Consider the following 19,112-nt stretch of genomic DNA (forward strand, 5'->3'; position numbering starts at 1 on the left):
TTTATTCTGCGCAATAGCAAGGTTTTTGTCCAAAGGTATAGGTTAAGGTAATACCTGAAAAAACATACCAGTCATTATTATTTAAATTTCCAAATTTTAAAATATTCGGATTGTCTGTATTCGGGTTGCTTCCGTCAATGTTGTCTGTAAAAGTATAACGCACTCCAGCTTCAAGTCCTAAAACAAAATGCGGCGTTATATTCGATTTTATACCTAATATAATAGGTATACCAAAAGAGTGTGAGTTTTCAGAGTAAATTGTGTTTGGGCTTGTATCGTATCGGTATAAGTTGTCGAAGATAAAGAAATTAAAACCTGTATACACATACGGAGTAATTTTTGTGTGGTAATCATGCAGATTAAAATCAAAAAAATTGAACTCTAATCCTGCAGAAAGTTCTTTAATATCATTTTCAAAACGAAAACCTCTTTGTTTTCTGCCTGTTTCGCTTGATTTTAAATCGTTTCCAATAACACTTGATTGTGTATAAGAAAATCTCCAAGAATGTCTCGGACTTCTGTTCCATTTGTAAAGAATTCCAAAAGCTGGTTTTTCTGGGGCGATGTACGTTGTTTTTCCGACATCACCAACAAAGTTGCTTCCGCCAAGAAAAACACCAATCTCATTGATCTGAGCATTAAGTGTAATAAGGGGGAAAAAACATAACAATAAATTAAAAATTTTCTTCATTTAATTCAAAATTGCGTGCAAATATAATAATTATCAATACGAATCAAAGTTCCTTTGGTTAAATGTGCTTTTTTTTCAATTTACATTATGATTTTGAGCCATTTAATGATGATTCACTACAAGCAGAACGAGAAAATGTGGTATTATCGTATAGTGAAGAATCAGAAAAGAGTTTAATTTCTTTTATCTTCTCCCCAGAGCAATTTATTTCTAAGTGTTTTTAAGAAAGTTTCGCCTGGTATTTCAACCATTTTTATTTTATAATCTGTTTTTTTAATTTTTAAAATAGATTCGTTTTTTACTGAAGAAATTCTGGAATCTAAAGAAACCAAATATTGATCTTCTCTTCCTGTTACGCGGAGGGTAATTTCGGTATCGTCAGGAATAACAAGTGGTCTGGCGGTTAAATTATGAGGTGCAATTGGCGTGATGACTAAACTTTTTACATCTGGAGTTAATATTGGTCCTCCACAGCTTAGAGAATATCCAGTAGAGCCGGTCGGCGTAGAAATGATTAATCCGTCTGCCCAGTAAGAATTTAAATATTCATTGTTCAAGTACGTTTCAACAGTGATCATCGAAGTGGTGTCTTTTCTGCTGACAGTAACTTCGTTCATGGCAAAATTAAGTTCTTCAAAAGCTTCGTTTTTCGGCTCAGAAGTTAATCCTAATAAAGTTCGTTCAGAAGTGGTGTAATTCTGATCAATAACAAATTGTAGTAAACTGTCAATATTTTCTTTTTGAACTTTGGCAAGAAATCCCAATCTTCCAGCATTTATACCTAATAAAGGAACACCTGAATTACGAACGAAAGCAGCGGCTCTCAAAATGGTTCCGTCACCGCCAATACTAATCAGCATTTCGAAACTATTATCTAAAGCAGTGCTGGGAGAAAAAGTTTTGTATTCTTTTTTTATAAGCTGCTTTTCATAAAGCATTTTCAGGAAATTTTCTTCAATTACCATTTCAACATTATGGGAATTGAAAAACGAGAAAATGTCTTTTATAATAGGTTCCGTACTATTTTGATAATATTGTCCGTAAATGGCTATTTTCATCTGGTTTTTAATCGATTTTTTGTTTAGTTGTTTAATCGTTAATTCTTTTCGTTAAAACGATTAAACAATTAACCGATTCAACAAACAAACTATATATTAAGGTATTTGTCTAAATAATCGGAGCGTTCTTTTAAGCTGTTGATATAAGTATCTTCCTGATGTTCTGAAATAATTTCGTAACCATATCTTCTATAGGTTTGAATAATTTCATTGATCGCTCCTAAACCTATTTTTACAGTAATTTGAACATTTTCCAAATCAGCTTCAGAAACAAAACAGCCTAAAACTTTACCATTGTTGCTTTCTACAATTTGATTTACTTCGCTCATCGAATAGTCCAAAAGCCCTTTTTGAACAATAATAATAGCGCCGGGTTCTTTTAAAAATGGAGTTTCTTGAAAAAATTTCATTATATCTTCCATTTCATAATACCCTATGTAGCTGTTATTTTCATCAAGAATAGGAATTATGTTAGTGTGGTTTTTTGCGAAAACTTCCAGAACATCAAGCCAGATCATCGATTTTCTGGCAAAAAAACGTTCTAAAGTATATTTGTAGTCAATTGCTTTTTTATCCGTGTCAAATGTTTCTACATCCTCAGAAGAGATGCTTCCAATAAAAATCCCATCTTCTAAAATGGGAAAATGAGAAAAATTTACATCGATAAAAAAGTCCTGAATCGAGGCTATCGTTTCCTGACTATCAATCGCTCTGAAATCGTTTGTGATATAGTTTGTAATTTCTGTCATAAATCATCGAAGATATTTGATGCAAAATAATCAAAAAATACCGAAAACTGCTGCGTTTTACTTTGTATTTTTGTCGTTACAAATATAGTGTTACTAGAATTAAATATCTATTTATATGACAAAGTTAAGTGTAAATATCAATAAAATTGCAACGCTTCGAAATGCAAGAGGCGGAAATGTTCCTGATTTATTAAAAGTAGCGACAGATATTCAGCGTTTTGGCGGGCAGGGAATTACGATTCACCCACGTCCGGATGAACGCCATATTCGTTATCAGGATGCACGCGAGTTAAAAGCAATTGTTACAACCGAATATAATATTGAAGGAAATCCGCAGCATAATTTTATAGATTTAGTTTTAGAATGCAAGCCAGATCAGGTTACGCTGGTTCCTGATGCAATTGGTGCCATTACATCATCTGCAGGCTGGGATACGATTAAAAATCAGGAATATTTGACAGAAGTTATTCAGGAATTTCAAAGAAACGGAATTAGAACTTCAATTTTTGTAGATCCAGTTTTGGAAGTTATTGAAGGAGCAAAAAAAACAGGAACAGATAGAATCGAATTGTATACCGAAGCTTTTGCACACCAATATGATTTGGGAAACAAAAACGGAATCGATCCTTATGTAAAAGCTGCAGAATTGGCAAACGAATTAGGATTAGGAATTAACGCAGGACACGATTTAAGTCTGGATAATATTCAGTTTTTTAAACAAAATATTCCTGGTTTATTGGAAGTTTCAATCGGACACGCTTTAATTTCAGAAGCACTTTATCTTGGTTTGGATAATGTGGTTAATATGTATTTAAATAAATTGAAATAAGATTAAAATTTAACAATTATAACCTGATGTAATTGGGTTATAATTGTTTACTTTCGCACTTTTCTTATTAAAATTAAGTGTCAAAATCTATTATTCTCTTCTTTTTATTATCCTTTTCTAGTGTTTTTGCACAGTCAAAATTACAGATAACAGGAAATGTAAGATCTTCTGAAAATCAAAACCTGCTTGGTGTAAATGTTTCATTTGAGATAAATCAGAATCATTTTCAAGCTGTCACAGATAATTTAGGGAATTTTTCAGAAAGTATTTCTTCAGGCAATTTAAAAATTACGGTTAATCACGTAGACTTTTTATCCAAAACGATTTACTGCAATGTTCAAAAAGATACAGTTTTTTCGATCATATTAGACAAAGATATTTCTCAACTAAAAGAAGTTATTATTTCTAATGATAAAAAAAATGGAATCAAAACACTTTCTGGTGGGAAGCTTTCTTTTAATTTAAAAGAGTTGAGTGCTGTTCCAACTGTGTTAGGAACTACAGATATTATTAAATTACTGCAATTGACTCCTGGAGTGCAAAATTCGGGAGATGCAAACGGCTATCTCTATGTGCGAGGCGGCGATCCAGGTCACAACGCAATTCTCTATAATGAAACTCCAATTTATGGGATGTCTCATTTGTTAGGAATCTTTCCTTTTTACAATACTGATCATATTAAAGATGTGGAATTTGATAAATCAAGTTCGAATCCAAAATATAGCGGACGATTAAGTTCTACAACGCTTTTAAATACCAATAAAAAAATACCATCTAATTTTTCTATTCAAGGAAATGCTGGAATTTTGGCTTCGCAAATAACATTGGCAGTTCCCGTTGGTGATAAAACAGGATTCTATATTTCTGGAAGAAAAACGTATATTGATGAAGTTGTAGGGCCAATATTGAAATCGGGCTCAAAAAACAATGATGTTCAGGATATGAAATATGGTTTTTCTGATGCAAATTTTACTTTTTTATCGCAAATTTCTAAAAGGAATCTATTTTCATTAGATGCTTTTTTTAGCGGAGACGAATTGAAAATTAAAGATGAAAATCTAGCATTAAGAACCAACTTAAAATGGAGTAATTTTACTGTGTCTCCATCTGTAACAACGGCTTTTTCTTCTAATGTTAATATGTCAAACTCGATATATTTGAGTCATTATTCTAATGATTTAACAATGGAGCAGGCAACTATTCAATTTGGTGTTTCTTCTTCTGTAAAAGATTTTGGTTTTACAAATGCTGTACGATTTTCGATTGCTTCAGTTCCTTTTGAATCTGGCTTTCAATATGTTTATCATAGTCTGCAGCCTCAAAAAGTAAATGTAGAAAATCTGACAACTCTTGATAATTTTTCTCAAAGGATAATTAATGCGAATGAAGCTTCGTTTTTTACAAGTGCAAAACCGAAGTTGTTTGAAAATGTAACAGCCGATTTAGGTCTTCGAATTAATTATTACACTTCTGGATCTGATTCTTACTTGCATTTTCAACCAAGAGCTGTTGTGAATTACTATGCAAACGAAAACTATTCTTTTTACGCTTCTTATAATAGGCAGTATCAATATTTAAGTTTGATTACAACTTCAAGTGTTGGTATTCCAACCGATTTTTGGATTGCAAGTTCTGATGGGATAAAGCCACAATCTTCTAACGAATTTGCTGTTGGTTCCAATCAAAATATTACCAGAAATTTTTCTTCTTCTTTTGGAGGATTTTATCGCTCAATGAAAGACCTTCTTGAATATCCGTATGGAATTACTCAATTTAACGAAATCACGACACTCAAAAATGATTTGTATGTAGGAAAAGGAAAAGCTTATGGATTTGAAATGATGCTGAAAAAAAGCAATGGAAAATTTACCGGCTGGCTGAGTTATACATTAAGCTGGTCTGATCGAAATTTTGCTGAATTGAATAACGGGAAAACTTATTTTGCAAAATACGACAGACGTCACAATCTTTCTGTAGTTGGAATGTACGATTTGAACTCAAAATGGAATTTCGGAGTTACTCAGATATTTGGTTCAGGAAATCGATTTACAATGCCAACTTCTTGGTATTTCATAAATAATAATCCTGTGAAAGAATATTCAGGATATAATAATGCGCAAATGCCAAATTATGTACGGACAGATCTTTCAGTAAACTATTATTTTATAAAAACACAGAAGAAAGAAAGTGCTTTAAACCTTTCGATTTACAATACTTTTAATATATCAAACCCAATTTATGTTGTTTTAGATGTCGAGGTAAATGAAAATAAAGACAAAGTTGTAGTAAAGCAAGAAGAGAAAGTTTTATATAGAATTCTTCCGTCTATTAGTTGGAGATTTAAATTTTAAGGAATATGAAAAAATATCTATTGTTTCTTTATGGTTTGGTAGCAATTAGTTGTTCAAATGACAATTTTAGTGAACAAAAAAGTCTGGAATCAAAAATAGTTGTTGAGGGCTGGATTGAAGAAGATGATTTTGCTAATGTCTTATTATCGAGCAGTATTCCCGTTACAGATGTTATTGATTCTACAAATGTCTTAAATCATGTTATTCGATCTGCTAAAATTACAATTTCTGATGGACAGAATTCAGAAGTTTTGAGGGTTAAAAACGATAAAAATAGAATTCCTCCATTTGTGTATTTTGGTTCGACATTAAAAGGAGAATCGGGAAAAGAATACTCGATTAAAATTGAATATCTAGATCGTGTTGTTGAAGCTGTAACCACAATTCCTAAATCTGTACAATTGAAAAGTGCCGAATATATAAGGAAGAACGAAGCAGACACAACGGGTTATATTTTTGTAAAATTTGATGATCCGGTAGCTGAAAAAAACTACTATCAAATTGCAACAAAAATTGATGGAGAAGAACCAATTTTCGTGCCTTCATTTTATGGAAATTTAGATGATAGAAATTTCGAAAGTTCTTCGGTTTCGGTTCAAATAAATAGGGGAGTTATATTGTTTCCAAAAACAAAATTCACACCTTATTTTGCCGATGGAGATTTGATTCACGTAAAATTACGAACACAAACCAAAGAAGTATTAGATTTCTGGAACAGCTGGCAAAATGAAATAGTAAACAGTAAAAATCCTATTTATCCATCAAACACAAGTTTAAAATCGAATATAAAGGGAGGAATAGGTATCTGGGCAGGATATGGGCAAAGTACTATAATTGTTAAAACTCCTCCAAAAAAATAAAGCCGATTTGAATATTCAAATCGGCATTAAAATGTATTTAATTTAAGCTTTTCTTATTTTTCGAAAGCTGCAATAAAATCTTCGAATTTAGTTTGAAATTTCTCAAAACCTTCAGAGAAATAAGCGCTCATTTCTACTTCTGTGTTATCGTTGAATTTTAGGTAAATTACTTCTTCCAAATATGGCTGAGAAAATAATTCTCCAGTAGAATTCCAGCTATTCCAGTATTTATTTTGAGCATCCCAAATTGGTAAATGAAAAACATATGGCTCGCCACTTTCTTCTGAATGTTGAACAAGATCTGCTATTTTAGTTCCATCTTTTTTGGAAACCAAAATTAACTTCATGTTTTTGTTGAAATTAGCAGTATTTCCTTCAGATATTTTTTTCTCATATGCATTCTTAGCAGTGTAATACGCTTTGTAATCATTTTTTGGATTATCGTATTGAAGATATTCAGGTCGAGTATTGTTTTTGTACAAAGCTTCTTTAGCAGCAGCTTCTGCAGCTAAATCCATATCTGCAATAATAACAAAGTTCTCCATTAATTGAAACAATCCATTTGCTTTTCCTCTGTATTGGATAAGCTCTTTATTATCTAATAATTTGTCAATTTCAGAATTACTTCCACCATTAAAATCAATTAAAGTTTTTCCGTTATAAGTAAGAGCTGCTTTTGCATTGTTTTCGATAGCTTTTATACTGCTCATTTCCCACGTGTAACCGTCATTCAAAGTCATTTTGTAAGCGAATTCATTTGGAACTTCTTTTCCATTAGAATATTTTGCAGTTTGAGCAAAAGTAGCTGCTTGTGCATTGTCAATTGTTAGAACAGCATCTGATGAAGTTGGTAAGAAAAAATAGTCATTTACTTGATCATTTAATACCCATTTTTCTGTTTGTTCATCGTATGACCAATTTCCATTAAAGTCTTTAAGTTTTACTTTGATGTCAGAGGAAACACTTTTAGCAGAAAAAACAGCGTTGTTTGCAGTTTGAGATCTTTTAGCTGGGAAAACAAATTTTAATTCTGTGTTTGAAGCGGTTTTAGTCCAAGCCTGAGCGGTATTACTCCAAGTATAAATACCATAAACACCAGAAACTTGTAAAATGTCTTCTACCTTGTTATCATTTTTTCCATCAAAAATATCAATTTTACTAACTTGTAATAAATTGTTTAAATTTTCTAAGGCTTCGATTGCTCCTGAACTTTTAGTTTTATCCAATTGAACAAGCATTTCGTTAGCTTCAGCTTCCAATTTCGTTTTTTGTTGAGCGGGAGTAAGACTTGAGTAAGGTTGTTTTAGTAAGGCAGCAATTTGCTCTTCTATAGTTAGTTCTGTTTCTGGTTTAGTTTCATCAGTGCTGTCGTCACTAGAACATGAAATCATAAGTTGAGAAGCAACTACTGATAATAAAAGAAATTTTTTAATCATGGTTTTAAAATTTTTAATTGGGTTTCAAAATAAAGATTTTTCTGACTTTATTTTCTAAGCCGCAAGATACATTTTAAGTTTGAAATTGCTTTACGGGAACACGTAAAATTGTAAATTATTTTTTGTTAAATGTGTTTTTCTGTAAAATGTGCTTTACTTCGGGCTGATAAGTTTTTACCTTTGTTAAATTTTTATAAAATCAATACAATATGTTATACTCAAAAATAGAAGGCGAAGGAAAACCATTTATCATCATGCACGGATTTCTTGGAATGTCTGATAACTGGAAAACTTTAGCGGGACAATATGTAGAAGCCGGATTTCAAGTTCATATTTTAGATTTGCGCAATCACGGTCGCAGCTTTCATTCTGATGAATGGAGCTATGAAGCAATGGTGCAGGATGTTTATGAATATTGTCAAGCAAACAATCTAACGAAAATTGATATTCTTGGACACTCAATGGGAGGTAAAGTAGCAATGCTTTTTGCTGCAACTCATTCAGAAATAGTAGACAAATTAATTGTGGCAGATATTGGCCCGAAATTTTATAAACAGCACCATCAGGAAATTTTCGCAGGTTTAAATGCAGTTGATTTTTCGGTGAAACCAAGCCGAAATGATGTTGAAGAAATAGTTTCTCAATATGTTCCTGATTTTGGAACTCGTCAGTTTTTATTGAAAAATTTATATTGGGCAACACCAGGACAATTGGCTTTCCGATTTAATTTAGATGCTTTTAATAATAATCTGGATGCAATTGGAAAACCTTTGGCTGAAAATTTAGTTTTTGATCATCCAACATTATTTATTCGTGGCGGCAATTCTGGTTATGTCCCAGATTCAGATATCGACTCAATTCGCCAGCATTTTCCAGATTTAAAATTAGAAACTATTCCAAATGCAGGGCATTGGCTTCATGCTGAAAATCCTAAAATGTTTTTCGAATTGACAACGGAGTTTTTGAAACAATAATCACTTTTGATAAAAATTTTAGTACTTTTAAATAAATTTTAAAACCTGAAAATATATGAAATTATTACTTAGACTCCTTGTTACTGCTGCCTTAGTTTTGTTGTTGTCGAATATTTTGACTGGTGTACACGTTGCAACTTTTGGTACAGCTGTAATTGTTGCGGTAGTTTTAGGATTGCTGAATATTTTTATCAAACCTATTTTAGTCATTTTAACCCTGCCGGTTACATTAGTCACACTGGGCTTGTTTTTATTGGTAATCAATGCTATAATTATTTTATTGTGTACAAATATTGTTGGAGGCTTTGCAGTCGATTCGTTTTGGACAGCATTAATTTTCAGTATTATTCTGTCTATTCTGCAATCTATTACATATAAAATACTGGGAGACGATAAATAAAAGTAAATTAGCAGATTAAAACTGCTTCAAATACAATAAATTAAAAACTTGGCTGGGTTGCAAAAATTTTATAATTTTGCAACCCAATTTTATTATGTAAATTAAAGAAGACGATGGATATTAAAAGAGTAGCAATAGACGCTGTTAACGAGACAATTGTATTGAACGTTGTTCATATGGATTATAAAGGTCAAGTGGCTAAAAGAATAAACGAAAAAATGCCTTTGGCTACCGTTAAAGGTTTTAGAAAAGGACAAGTTCCTAAAGACCTTGTTGAAAAACAATATGGAAAAGCTATCAAACAAGAAGAAGTTAAAAAAGTTGTTGATTTGGCTTTAGAGCGTTTTGTTCAATCTGAAAGATTAAATCTTTTAGGAACTCCTCTTGCTAAAGAAAACGAAAACTTTGATTGGGATGCTGAAGAATTAACTTTTGAATACGAAATTGGTTTAGTGCCAAACTTCGAAATTGATTTAGAAGCTAAAAACGATATCGTAAAATATATCGTTACTGCTGACGATAAATTAATCGACGGACAAGTAGAGCGTATCCAAAAACAATTCGGAAAAGCAATTCCACAAGATAAAGTTGAAGCTGATTCTGATTTAACTGGAACTTTTACAAACGAAGAAAAAGGGATCAACAATACAACTACAATTTCTGTAGCTGCTTTCAATAAAGCTGCTGGAGATAAATTCATCGGTAAAAAAGTTGGGGATGTTGTTGCAGTAAGTACAAAAGGTTTATTTGAAGACGATCACCAATTAATGGATTACTTAAAAGTAGCTCATGATGATGTTCACGGTTTAGATATCGAAGTAAACTTTACTATCGAAGCAATCAACGGTGCTGAATTAGCAGAATTAAACCAAGAATTATTCGATAAACTTTTTGGTGAAGGGAAAGTTGCTTCTTTAGAAGATTTAAAAGCTAAAATTAAAGAAGATGCTGAAGCTCAATTCGCACAGCAAGCTGACCAAAAATTATTATTAGACGTTCAAGATTTCTTGATCGAAAATACAAAATTTGATTTACCAGCTGAATTCCTTAAAAAATGGTTGCAAACTGTTGGAGAGAAAAAACTTTCTCCTGAAGAAGCTGAAGTGGAATACGCAAGATCTGAAAAAGGATTACGTTTCCAATTAATCGAAGGAAAAGCGATGGCTCAAAGTAACATTCAAATTACATTTGAAGATTTGAAAGAGTTTACTTCAGGCGCTATCAGACAACAAATGGCTCAATTTGGACAAACAAATCCAACTGAAGAAGAAGTTCAAGGAATCGTGGCTAGAGTTTTATCTAACCAAGAAGAAGTGAAAAGACTTTCTGAGCAAGTTGTAGCTGCTAAATTGTTAGATTTATTCAAAGAGAAAGCAAATCCAACAACTAAAGAAGTTACTTACGAAGAATTTATTGCTGCTTCTTACGGAGAATAAATTTAGTCTAAAAGTCTAAAGTTATAAAGTCAAAAGCTATAAGCTGCATTGTAAGCTTAATTTAAATTTTAAGATTTTATTACCGAAACTGAAAGACAAAAAAGTTATATTTGAGCGTCAAAAAGATATTTTTGACGCTCTTTTTGTTTCATGGTTTATTTTGTTTTAAGTTTCAAGTTTCTATATGTTATGCATAAAACATGAAACAGAATTAACTTAAAACCTGAAACAAATCTAAAATAAGACAAATTGGCATCCTTTATAAAAAGGTATGAACTTTGTTTCATTCGTTTGAGTCATTTTCAGACTTTAGACTTTCAAACTTTAAACTAAAAATATGAACTACGGTAAAGAATTCAAAAAATTTGCTACAAAGCACCAAGGGGTAAACGCAATGTATTACGATAAAATCGTTGCAGCGATGAATCCAACTAATATGACTCCATATATTATCGAAGAACGTCAATTGAATATTTCGCAATTAGATGTGTTTTCTAGATTAATGATGGATAGAATTATCTTTTTAGGAACTGGTATCGACGATCAAATCGCAAATATCGTTCAGGCTCAGTTGTTGTTTTTAGAAAGCGCTGATGCATCAAAAGATATTCAAATTTATTTAAACTCTCCAGGAGGAAGTGTTTATGCAGGTTTAGGAATTTATGACACGATGCAGTACATCAAACCAGATGTTGCTACAATTTGTACAGGAATGGCAGCTTCTATGGGAGCAGTTTTATTATGCGCAGGAGCAGAAGGAAAACGTTCGGCTCTTCCTCATTCACGCGTGATGATTCACCAGCCATCTGGAGGAGCACAAGGTGTTGCTACAGATATGGAAATCAACTTACGTGAAATGTTGAAATTGAAAGATGAATTATACAACATCATTTCACAGCATTCAGGACAGTCTTTCGAAAGAGTTCACAAAGACAGTGAGCGTGATTACTGGATGAAAGCTGACGAAGCAAAAGAATACGGAATGATTGATGAAGTATTAAGAAGAAGTTAAAAACTAGTTTAAAGTTTCAGTTTTCAGGTTGCTTTTGTTAACTTGAAAGTTGAAACTTCAAATTTGGAACAAAAATAAATAAGTTAAGAAGTTACTAAGTTTCTGAGGTTTTCGTTGAAAGTCTCAGAAACTTAGTAACTTTGCAGCTTAGTAACTAAAAAAGAATGGCTAAAGTAGTATTAGAATGTTCGTTTTGTGGAAGAAAGAAGCCAGAAACTAATTTATTGATTGCTGGAATCAATGCGCATATTTGTGATAAGTGTATTGAGCAGGCACACGGAATTGTATTAGAAGAATTAAAGTCTAGTGGAAGCGCAAAACTTGTTGGAGATTTAATTTTAAAGAAACCAAAAGAGATTAGAGCTTTCTTAGATCAATATGTTATCGGTCAAGACCAAACTAAAAAAGTAATGTCGGTTGCGGTTTACAATCACTACAAACGTTTAATGCAGCAGCAATTGGACGATGAAGTAGAGATTGAAAAAAGTAACATCATTATGGTTGGTCAAACCGGAACTGGAAAAACATTAGTAGCAAAAACAATTGCGAAGATGTTAGACGTTCCTTTGGCAATTGTTGATGCAACTGTATTAACAGAAGCTGGTTATGTGGGAGAAGATGTTGAAAGTATCTTAACCCGTTTACTTCAAGCTGCTGATTACGATGTAGCCAAAGCAGAAAGAGGAATCGTATTTATCGATGAGATTGATAAAATTGCCCGCAAGAGTGATAATCCGTCAATAACGCGTGACGTTTCTGGAGAAGGTGTACAGCAGGCATTATTGAAATTATTAGAAGGAACTGTTGTAAACGTACCGCCAAAAGGAGGACGTAAGCACCCAGATCAAAAATTTGTTGAGGTAAATACTCAAAATATCTTATTTATCGCTGGTGGAGCTTTTGATGGAGTAGAACGTATTATTTCAAAACGTTTAAACCGTCAGGCAGTTGGTTATTCCACTTCTAAAAATGTAGATAATATTGATAAGGACAATTTACTGCAATATATCATTCCAAAAGACATTAAAGATTTTGGTTTGATTCCAGAAATTATTGGTCGTTTACCAGTTTTAACGCATATGGATCCTTTGGATAAAGAAACACTTCGTGCCATTTTAACACAGCCTAAAAATGCATTAATAAAACAATATCAGAAATTATTTTTAATGGATGATGTTGAATTTACGATTACAGACGAAGCTTTAGATTTTATTGTTGATAAAGCATTAGAATACAAATTAGGGGCACGTGGATTACGTTCTTTATGTGAAGCAATCCTAACAGATGCAATGTATGAATTGCCAACTTCAGATGATACAACACTGACAATTGACAAAGAATACGCAGAGCATACTTTGAGTAAAAATTTATTGAAGCGCATGGAAATTGCTTCTTAAATCTTATAATATCACTTTGGCAAAGTTTAAAACTTTGCCAAAGTTTACCATTTAAACCTACGGATTATACGTAGGTTTTTTTACGGGAAGTATTGAGTTAAAAGTTTTGTTATTTGATTTTAATAGGTGTAATTTCTTATAAAATTATTATATTCGTGTCAGCTAACGATCAATTTAGGAACTATGTTGGAAAAATTACCCTTTATTTTTAGTGTGGTCATTTTACTGTTTTATGCATGTACTGCCGAAGATTCAGTTTCTGCTTCTGCAACCGAAGCTCAACATTGTTTACAAATAATGTGACTTCTGAAAATTTTGAATTACTGAATTATATTAAAGATGTTGAATGGAGTAAATCAATTGTCAGTTCTGGTGATAAAGGCGAAATTATAGAAGTTCCTTTTACAGTGCAGTCAAACTTAAAGACAAAAGTTGGAGAACAGAATTATAATGAAAAAAAATATTATTTTACTAGTCACTTTTTTTTGTAGCTTAACATATGCCCAAAAAAAGGCAACTGCAATATTTGATAACCAGGATTTTTATCAAGTAATTAATCAATATTTAAAATTGCAAGTAAAAGACAAAGCGAATGAAATAATTGTGATTAAAGAAAAATTGAATCCAAATGTAACTTTACAAATTTTTCAAGGACAATTTCCAAGATCTGAAAATGATAAACTTGACTATAATGAATTGTACGGTGGAGCCAAAAGACCTTTGTTTAATGATAGGGCATTTACGATTATGAAAAATAAATATCATGATGATAAAAAATACGCTATATCAAATATCACCGATGAGCAATGGAATAAGACGGATTTGGATTTAGATAAAATAAAGTTCATTTCATTTGTTAGGTTTGTGGCAAACTCAAATAAAGGAGATGATTCAGAAATAAATAATTTACTAAACAATACTCTTGTAATTGGATTGTCACAACCAATTATTTATGATAAAAAATATTTAATTTTTCAATTTAATATTACAACCACACCATTTTTTGGATTTTCAAATGCAAAAGTAGTAGTAATGCAAAAAGTAAAAAATAAATGGGCTGTTGTTGACGAAATTTCAAATTATGAATTAAATTAAATTTTTTAAAGATGTAAGAAATAATTCTGATCTAATTAGTGAAAAAATTAACGAAACTCAATTTATAAAACCTGTTCATTTATTTTGAACAGGTTTTTTTATACTTTTTCGTTATCATTTCCGTTTCAGATTTTATGTAAATTGTAAACATGAAAAATATGTTTTTTGTTATTGCTATGGCCTGGATATTATCTTGTAATCAAAAAGAGGCTCAAGTTGTTATTTCTAAAAATGAAAATAGAAAAGAAGTTACACAAGATAATCGTCGAGTTGAAATCGATTACAGCAAATACTATAAAGAAGCAAAACAATACTGCAAGGCAAACAATTTGAATCAGAGTAAATTTATATTAATTGATTTAGGATTACATTCTGGACTTAAAAGATTTTTTGTTTATGATTTAAAAAAGAACGTTGTTTCAAAATCCTATATAGTAAGTCATGGTTGTGGTGATAATCGATGGGGTGCGACTTCTTCAAAAGAGAATGTTCAAATAAGTAACGAATTTGATTCGCATTGTTCTTCTATTGGTAAATATGTGATTTTAAATCGTGGTATAAGTCAGTGGGGAATAAAAGTTAATTATATTTTACAGGGAAAAGACAAAACAAATTCTAATGCTCGAAACCGTGCCATTGTACTCCATTCTTGGGAAGCTGTTCCAAATACAGAAGTGTATCCTGAAGGAACACCAGAAGGCTGGGGTTGTCCAGCGGTTTCAAATGAAAGCATGAAAGAAATCGACGAGCTCCTAAAAACAAACAAAAAAGTTTTGATGTGGATTATTAAATCCTAATCTTAGAAAGGTTTTTAGTTTTTATGAAAATGATAGTTCTCTCTTAGCCCTGATCGAAACGGCATCCTTTTGCTCTGGGGTTCAGAGCAAAAGATATAGTGTAGAGCAGGACAAAACTTTCTTTTGAAAACGAAAATAAGCTGCTGCTAAAAAAATTACTGCACCCTAAATTTTTCTCGATATTCAATTGGTTTCATTCCAACCATTTTATAAAATACTTTTCTAAAAGCTTTTGGATCGTTATAACCAGTTTTTTCGATAATTTCTGAAATAGAAAGCTGGGTTTGTTCCAAGTATTTTTTAGAGCTTTCGACTCTTATATTTTGCAGGTATTCAATTGGCGGGATTCCTGTTACTTGTTTAAAACGACGTGTCATGTTTCTGGCGCTTGTCGGAATATCTTTGGTGATTTCTTCGAGCTTTTCTATTGAATGATACTGACTTTCAATTTTTTGCTGTAACATGGCAACCAAAGTATCATTATGCAGATGATTAGGTCTAAAAGTGCTAAAATAACTCTGTTTGTATCGATTTAAATCTATCGAAAATATCTTGGCAATGTTGACAGCCATTTCGTTTCCGCAGAATTTTTGAACCAATAAAATCAATAAATGAAATGTTGAGGTTGATCCCCCACTGGTGTATAAACTTCCGTCGGCAGTTAGGGTTTCTTCTGGTTTTAGTTTTACCATCGGAAATGCTTTTGTAAAAGCACTGCACGCATCAACGTGTGTAGTTGCTAATTTTTCGTTGAGCAGGCCAGAAGCGGCAAACAAAAATGCTCCCGTGCAAAAACTTGCCAATTCGGCTCCAGCCTGATGTTGTTTTTGCAGCCACGGAATGAAATTTTTGTTCTTTTTAATCATTTCACTCATATTGTCAGTCGTGAATGCTGGAATTAAAATTAGGTCTAAAATAATATCTGAGTTTTCAATTGTTTTGCTTTCATAACCAAATAAATTTCCCTGATCACTTTGTTCTTTCGATTGAAAAATCATGATATCGAATGGTTTTTCAGCTCCAGAACTGAGTTTATTTGTCGTTTCAAATACTTCTAAAATAGCCGCAATACTTAATAATTTATAGTCGTGAGGCACGATTAATCCTAATTTCTTGCTCATAATATTTCGTGTTTTTGAAATTTCATATTGAAACAAAAATAAACAATTTGTCTTAAATGCCCCTAAAAATGACTTTTATTGTCATTTTAAACTAATCTTAAAAAATTACATTTGTTTTAATTAATTTGTAATTTTATAAAGATGGAAACTAAAATATTCTTAAATCTGGCTGTAAAAGATTTAAATAAAGCAATATCATTTTTTACTGAATTGGGTTTTTCGTTTAACCCAAAGTTTACAAATGAGAAAGGTACTTGTTTGATAATTGGTAAAAATATAAACGTCATGCTTTTGGTAGAGGAGTTTTATAAAACATTTACCAATAAAGAAATTTGTAATACGGCTAAAGCTAGTGAAGTTCTTATTTCTATTTCAATGGAATCACGTGAAAAAGTAGATGATATATTGGAGAAAGCAGTTAAAGCCGGCGGAACTGATTATATCGAACCAAAGGATTATGGATGGATGTATCAAAGAACTTTCTTAGATATAGACGGACATCATTGGGAAGTATTTTTTATGGATGAAAGTCAGATTCCAAATAATTAAAAGATGGTTTCGGTACAAATTATAATTAATGCGCCAATAGAGAGAGTTTGGGATTTGTGGACATTGCCTGAGCATATTATGAATTGGAATAACGCTTCTGCAGATTGGCACACGCCTTATGTAGAAAATATTTTGAAAACAGGAAGTACGTTTAAATTTACCATGGCACTTAAAGACGGAAGTGATGGTTTTGATTTTGAAGGTATTTATACTAAAATCGAAAAATTGTCATTAATAGAATACAAACTTTTGGATGACAGAACGGCTAATGTTCGTTTTGAAATTGAAGGGGATAATGTAAAACTTACGGAAACATTTGAACCCACAACAATAGAATTAGCTCAGGTGGAAAAGCAGTTTTGTGCTGCCATCATCCAGAATTTTAAAAACTACGTTGAAAATTTTAAAGAATAATTCAATTTATAAATTGTAAAACAAAATATAATGATCACAGTAAAAAATACCGTTAAAGCATCGCTTGAGAAAGTTTGGGAATTTTGGAATAAACCAGAACATGTAAAAAATTGGAGTTTCGCATCTCCAGATTGGCACACTCCTTATGCAGAATCTGATTTAAGAGAAGGAGGGAAATTTAAATCGACTATGGCTGCAAAAGACGGAAGTATGAGTTTTGATTTTGAAGGCGAATTTACTTTGGTACAACCGAACAGCGCACTGCAATATGTTATGGCAGATGGCAGAAAGGTTGAAATCAAATTTACTGAAACTCCAGGCGGTGTTGAAATCATAGAAAGTTTTGATCCAGAAACGCAAAATCCTGAAGATATGCAGCGTGATGGCTGGCAGGCAATTTTGGATAATTTTAAAAATTACGCAGAAAACAACTAAATTGTTTTTTGAGTTATAAAGGTTCAAAGGTTCAAAGTTACAAAGGTTAAAGTTAAAATTACTTACTAGCATAATATCAAACCAAAAAACAAAAAAAATGACAAAACAAATATGGTTGAATCTTCCTGTAAAGGATGTAGCAAAAGCGAAAGATTTTTTCTGGAAAATTGGTTTTTCGTTCAATGAACAACATGACACTCCTAGCTCGACGTGCATGATTGTAGGCGAAGGACATTTTGTTGTAATGCTTTTTGAAGAGATGCTTTTTTCAAGTTTTTCTCAAAATAGTATTACCGATACTAAAGCGAGTTCAGAAGTTCTGATTTCGATTGATGCAGAAAATAGGGAGGAGGTAGACAAGTTAGCAGAAAAAGTTGAAGAAGCCGGAGGCACAATTTTTTCTCCTCCTGTAGAAAGCCAAGGATGGATGTACGGTTTTGGTTTTGCCGATTTAGACGGTCATCGTTGGAATGTTTTATTTATGGATTTTACTAAACTATCGTAATTATGGAAACATTAGAATTTAAAATTAGAATCAAAGCTTCGGCAGAAAAAGTATGGTCGGTTCTATGGAATGATGAAACCTACAGAAAATGGGCAGGAGTTTTTTATGAAGGATCATATGCAGTAAGTGATTGGAAAGAAGGTGATAAAGTGCAATTTCTTGGGCCTGACGGCGGTGGAATGAATAGTATTATAGAAACTAAAATTCCAAACGAATACATAGCTTTTAAAAATGCAGGCGAAATCAAGGATTTTAAAGAACAGCCCCTCAACGAAGAATCAAAACAGTGGTTAGGGGCAATGGAAACCTATCGATTAATTCAGGATGATGAATTTATAGACTTAATTTGTCAGGTTGATGTCGTCGAACAACATTTGGATTATTTTAAAAATGCGTTTCCAAAAGCCTTGGAAATAATAAAAGAATTATCCGAGAAGTAAAACAGACATACAATTAACAATTAATAAAAAAGATCATGGCAGCAGTAAACCCTTATTTAATGTTTAACGGAACGTGCGAAGAAGCATTTCTGTTTTATAAATCAGTTTTTGGTGGAGAATTTCCATACATGGGAAGATATAAAGACGCACCGGCAGAAGAAGGTGAACAACTTTCTGAGGAAGCTCAAAATAGAATCATGCACGTATCACTCCCAATTGGAAACACCATTTTAATGGGAAGTGACAGTCATCCAAGGTATGGAGATGTTGGTTTTGGCGATAATTTTTCAATTTCAATCAATACAGAAAGTAGAGAAGAAGCTGATAAAATTTTTACTGGACTTTCTGCAGGAGGAAAGGTAGAAATGGCGATGAATGACACTTTCTGGGGATCTTACTTCGGAATGTTTAAAGACAAATTTGGAGTAAACTGGATGGTGAGTTTTGATAAAAATCAGCCATCAGGAGAATTTTAAAGTTAGGTAATTTTAATAGTAGAACATAATTGTTAAATTACTTGTAAAAGCACATGAAAATGTGCTTTTACGTTTCAAAAAAACAAT

At 32.1% G+C, this 19,112-nt stretch carries 21 protein-coding genes; 16 read left to right on the forward strand and 5 right to left on the reverse strand.

The window, feature by feature from the left end; translation table 11 throughout:
* Position 1: 1 nt before the first annotated feature.
* The 3 genes from BSF42_RS12225 to BSF42_RS12235 all read right to left on the reverse strand — a co-directional run bounded on the left by BSF42_RS12225 (position 2) and on the right by BSF42_RS12235 (position 2,498).
* On the reverse strand, positions 2-691 hold the full coding sequence (locus BSF42_RS12225) for a DUF6089 family protein (protein ID WP_095953384.1): 690 nt from the start codon (positions 689-691) through the stop codon (positions 2-4).
* 173 nt (positions 692-864) lie between these two features.
* Positions 865-1,749, reverse strand: coding sequence for an NAD kinase (locus BSF42_RS12230; protein ID WP_095953385.1), 885 nt, complete (start codon positions 1,747-1,749; stop codon positions 865-867).
* Positions 1,750-1,838: 89 nt separating this feature from the next.
* Entirely contained in the window at positions 1,839-2,498 is a 660-nt protein-coding gene (locus BSF42_RS12235) for a CBS domain-containing protein (protein WP_095953386.1), read from the reverse strand.
* Between the two features lie 115 nt (positions 2,499-2,613).
* Between BSF42_RS12235 and BSF42_RS12240 the strand changes: the two genes are divergently transcribed.
* The 3 genes from BSF42_RS12240 to BSF42_RS12250 all read left to right on the forward strand — a co-directional run bounded on the left by BSF42_RS12240 (position 2,614) and on the right by BSF42_RS12250 (position 6,538).
* The gene (locus BSF42_RS12240; RefSeq protein ID WP_095953387.1) at positions 2,614-3,327 is read left to right on the forward strand and encodes a pyridoxine 5'-phosphate synthase; all 714 of its coding nucleotides are present in this window, start codon (positions 2,614-2,616) and stop codon (positions 3,325-3,327) included.
* 77 nt (positions 3,328-3,404) lie between these two features.
* The gene (locus BSF42_RS12245) at positions 3,405-5,678 is read left to right on the forward strand and encodes a TonB-dependent siderophore receptor (RefSeq protein WP_095953388.1); all 2,274 of its coding nucleotides are present in this window, start codon (positions 3,405-3,407) and stop codon (positions 5,676-5,678) included.
* A 5-nt stretch (positions 5,679-5,683) separates the two neighbouring features.
* Positions 5,684-6,538, forward strand: coding sequence for a DUF4249 domain-containing protein (locus BSF42_RS12250; protein WP_095953389.1), 855 nt, complete (start codon positions 5,684-5,686; stop codon positions 6,536-6,538).
* Between the two features lie 53 nt (positions 6,539-6,591).
* On the opposite strand, the gene BSF42_RS12255 is transcribed toward BSF42_RS12250, so the two are convergent.
* Complete coding sequence (locus tag BSF42_RS12255) at positions 6,592-7,974, reverse strand: hypothetical protein (protein WP_095953390.1); 1,383 nt, start codon at positions 7,972-7,974, stop codon at positions 6,592-6,594.
* 209 nt (positions 7,975-8,183) lie between these two features.
* On the opposite strand from BSF42_RS12255, the gene BSF42_RS12260 reads away from it, so the two are divergent.
* The 7 genes from BSF42_RS12260 (at position 8,184) to BSF42_RS12295 (ending at position 15,085) form a co-directional block, all read left to right on the forward strand.
* Positions 8,184-8,948 (forward strand): alpha/beta fold hydrolase, encoded by a 765-nt coding sequence (locus BSF42_RS12260; RefSeq protein ID WP_095953391.1) that lies wholly within the window; start codon positions 8,184-8,186, stop codon positions 8,946-8,948.
* Between the two features lie 55 nt (positions 8,949-9,003).
* The gene (locus BSF42_RS12265; protein WP_095953392.1) at positions 9,004-9,348 is read left to right on the forward strand and encodes a phage holin family protein; all 345 of its coding nucleotides are present in this window, start codon (positions 9,004-9,006) and stop codon (positions 9,346-9,348) included.
* Between the two features lie 113 nt (positions 9,349-9,461).
* Positions 9,462-10,784: a trigger factor gene (locus BSF42_RS12270; protein ID WP_095953393.1), complete on the forward strand. Its 1,323-nt coding sequence runs from the start codon at positions 9,462-9,464 to the stop codon at positions 10,782-10,784.
* Between the two features lie 337 nt (positions 10,785-11,121).
* On the forward strand, positions 11,122-11,796 hold the full coding sequence (gene clpP, locus BSF42_RS12275) for an ATP-dependent Clp endopeptidase proteolytic subunit ClpP (protein WP_095953394.1): 675 nt from the start codon (positions 11,122-11,124) through the stop codon (positions 11,794-11,796).
* 164 nt (positions 11,797-11,960) lie between these two features.
* On the forward strand, positions 11,961-13,193 hold the full coding sequence (clpX, locus tag BSF42_RS12280; RefSeq protein ID WP_095953395.1) for an ATP-dependent Clp protease ATP-binding subunit ClpX: 1,233 nt from the start codon (positions 11,961-11,963) through the stop codon (positions 13,191-13,193).
* A gap of 450 nt (positions 13,194-13,643) precedes the next feature.
* Positions 13,644-14,288 (forward strand): hypothetical protein, encoded by a 645-nt coding sequence (locus BSF42_RS12290; protein WP_095953397.1) that lies wholly within the window; start codon positions 13,644-13,646, stop codon positions 14,286-14,288.
* A gap of 149 nt (positions 14,289-14,437) precedes the next feature.
* On the forward strand, positions 14,438-15,085 hold the full coding sequence (locus BSF42_RS12295; protein WP_095953398.1) for a murein L,D-transpeptidase catalytic domain-containing protein: 648 nt from the start codon (positions 14,438-14,440) through the stop codon (positions 15,083-15,085).
* Between the two features lie 155 nt (positions 15,086-15,240).
* Here the strand turns inward: BSF42_RS12295 and BSF42_RS12300 are convergent, their stop codons facing one another.
* A complete protein-coding gene (locus tag BSF42_RS12300) occupies positions 15,241-16,206 on the reverse strand; it encodes a GlxA family transcriptional regulator (protein WP_095953399.1) in 966 nt (321 codons plus the stop codon).
* Positions 16,207-16,347: 141 nt separating this feature from the next.
* Between BSF42_RS12300 and BSF42_RS12305 the strand changes: the two genes are divergently transcribed.
* The 6 genes from BSF42_RS12305 to BSF42_RS12330 all read left to right on the forward strand — a co-directional run bounded on the left by BSF42_RS12305 (position 16,348) and on the right by BSF42_RS12330 (position 19,025).
* A complete protein-coding gene (locus BSF42_RS12305; RefSeq protein ID WP_095953400.1) occupies positions 16,348-16,755 on the forward strand; it encodes a VOC family protein in 408 nt (135 codons plus the stop codon).
* Between the two features lie 3 nt (positions 16,756-16,758).
* On the forward strand, positions 16,759-17,169 hold the full coding sequence (locus BSF42_RS12310) for an SRPBCC domain-containing protein (protein WP_095953401.1): 411 nt from the start codon (positions 16,759-16,761) through the stop codon (positions 17,167-17,169).
* 30 nt (positions 17,170-17,199) lie between these two features.
* Positions 17,200-17,604: an SRPBCC family protein gene (locus tag BSF42_RS12315; RefSeq protein WP_095953402.1), complete on the forward strand. Its 405-nt coding sequence runs from the start codon at positions 17,200-17,202 to the stop codon at positions 17,602-17,604.
* A gap of 97 nt (positions 17,605-17,701) precedes the next feature.
* Positions 17,702-18,109 (forward strand): VOC family protein, encoded by a 408-nt coding sequence (locus BSF42_RS12320; RefSeq protein ID WP_095953403.1) that lies wholly within the window; start codon positions 17,702-17,704, stop codon positions 18,107-18,109.
* Positions 18,110-18,111: 2 nt separating this feature from the next.
* On the forward strand, positions 18,112-18,549 hold the full coding sequence (locus tag BSF42_RS12325; protein ID WP_095953404.1) for an SRPBCC domain-containing protein: 438 nt from the start codon (positions 18,112-18,114) through the stop codon (positions 18,547-18,549).
* A gap of 35 nt (positions 18,550-18,584) precedes the next feature.
* Positions 18,585-19,025 (forward strand): VOC family protein, encoded by a 441-nt coding sequence (locus tag BSF42_RS12330; RefSeq protein WP_095953405.1) that lies wholly within the window; start codon positions 18,585-18,587, stop codon positions 19,023-19,025.
* Positions 19,026-19,112 lie beyond the last annotated feature (87 nt).

The sequence above is a fragment of the Flavobacterium sp. ACN6 genome, assembly GCF_002304005.1.
Classification (GTDB): Bacteria; Bacteroidota; Bacteroidia; order Flavobacteriales; family Flavobacteriaceae; genus Flavobacterium.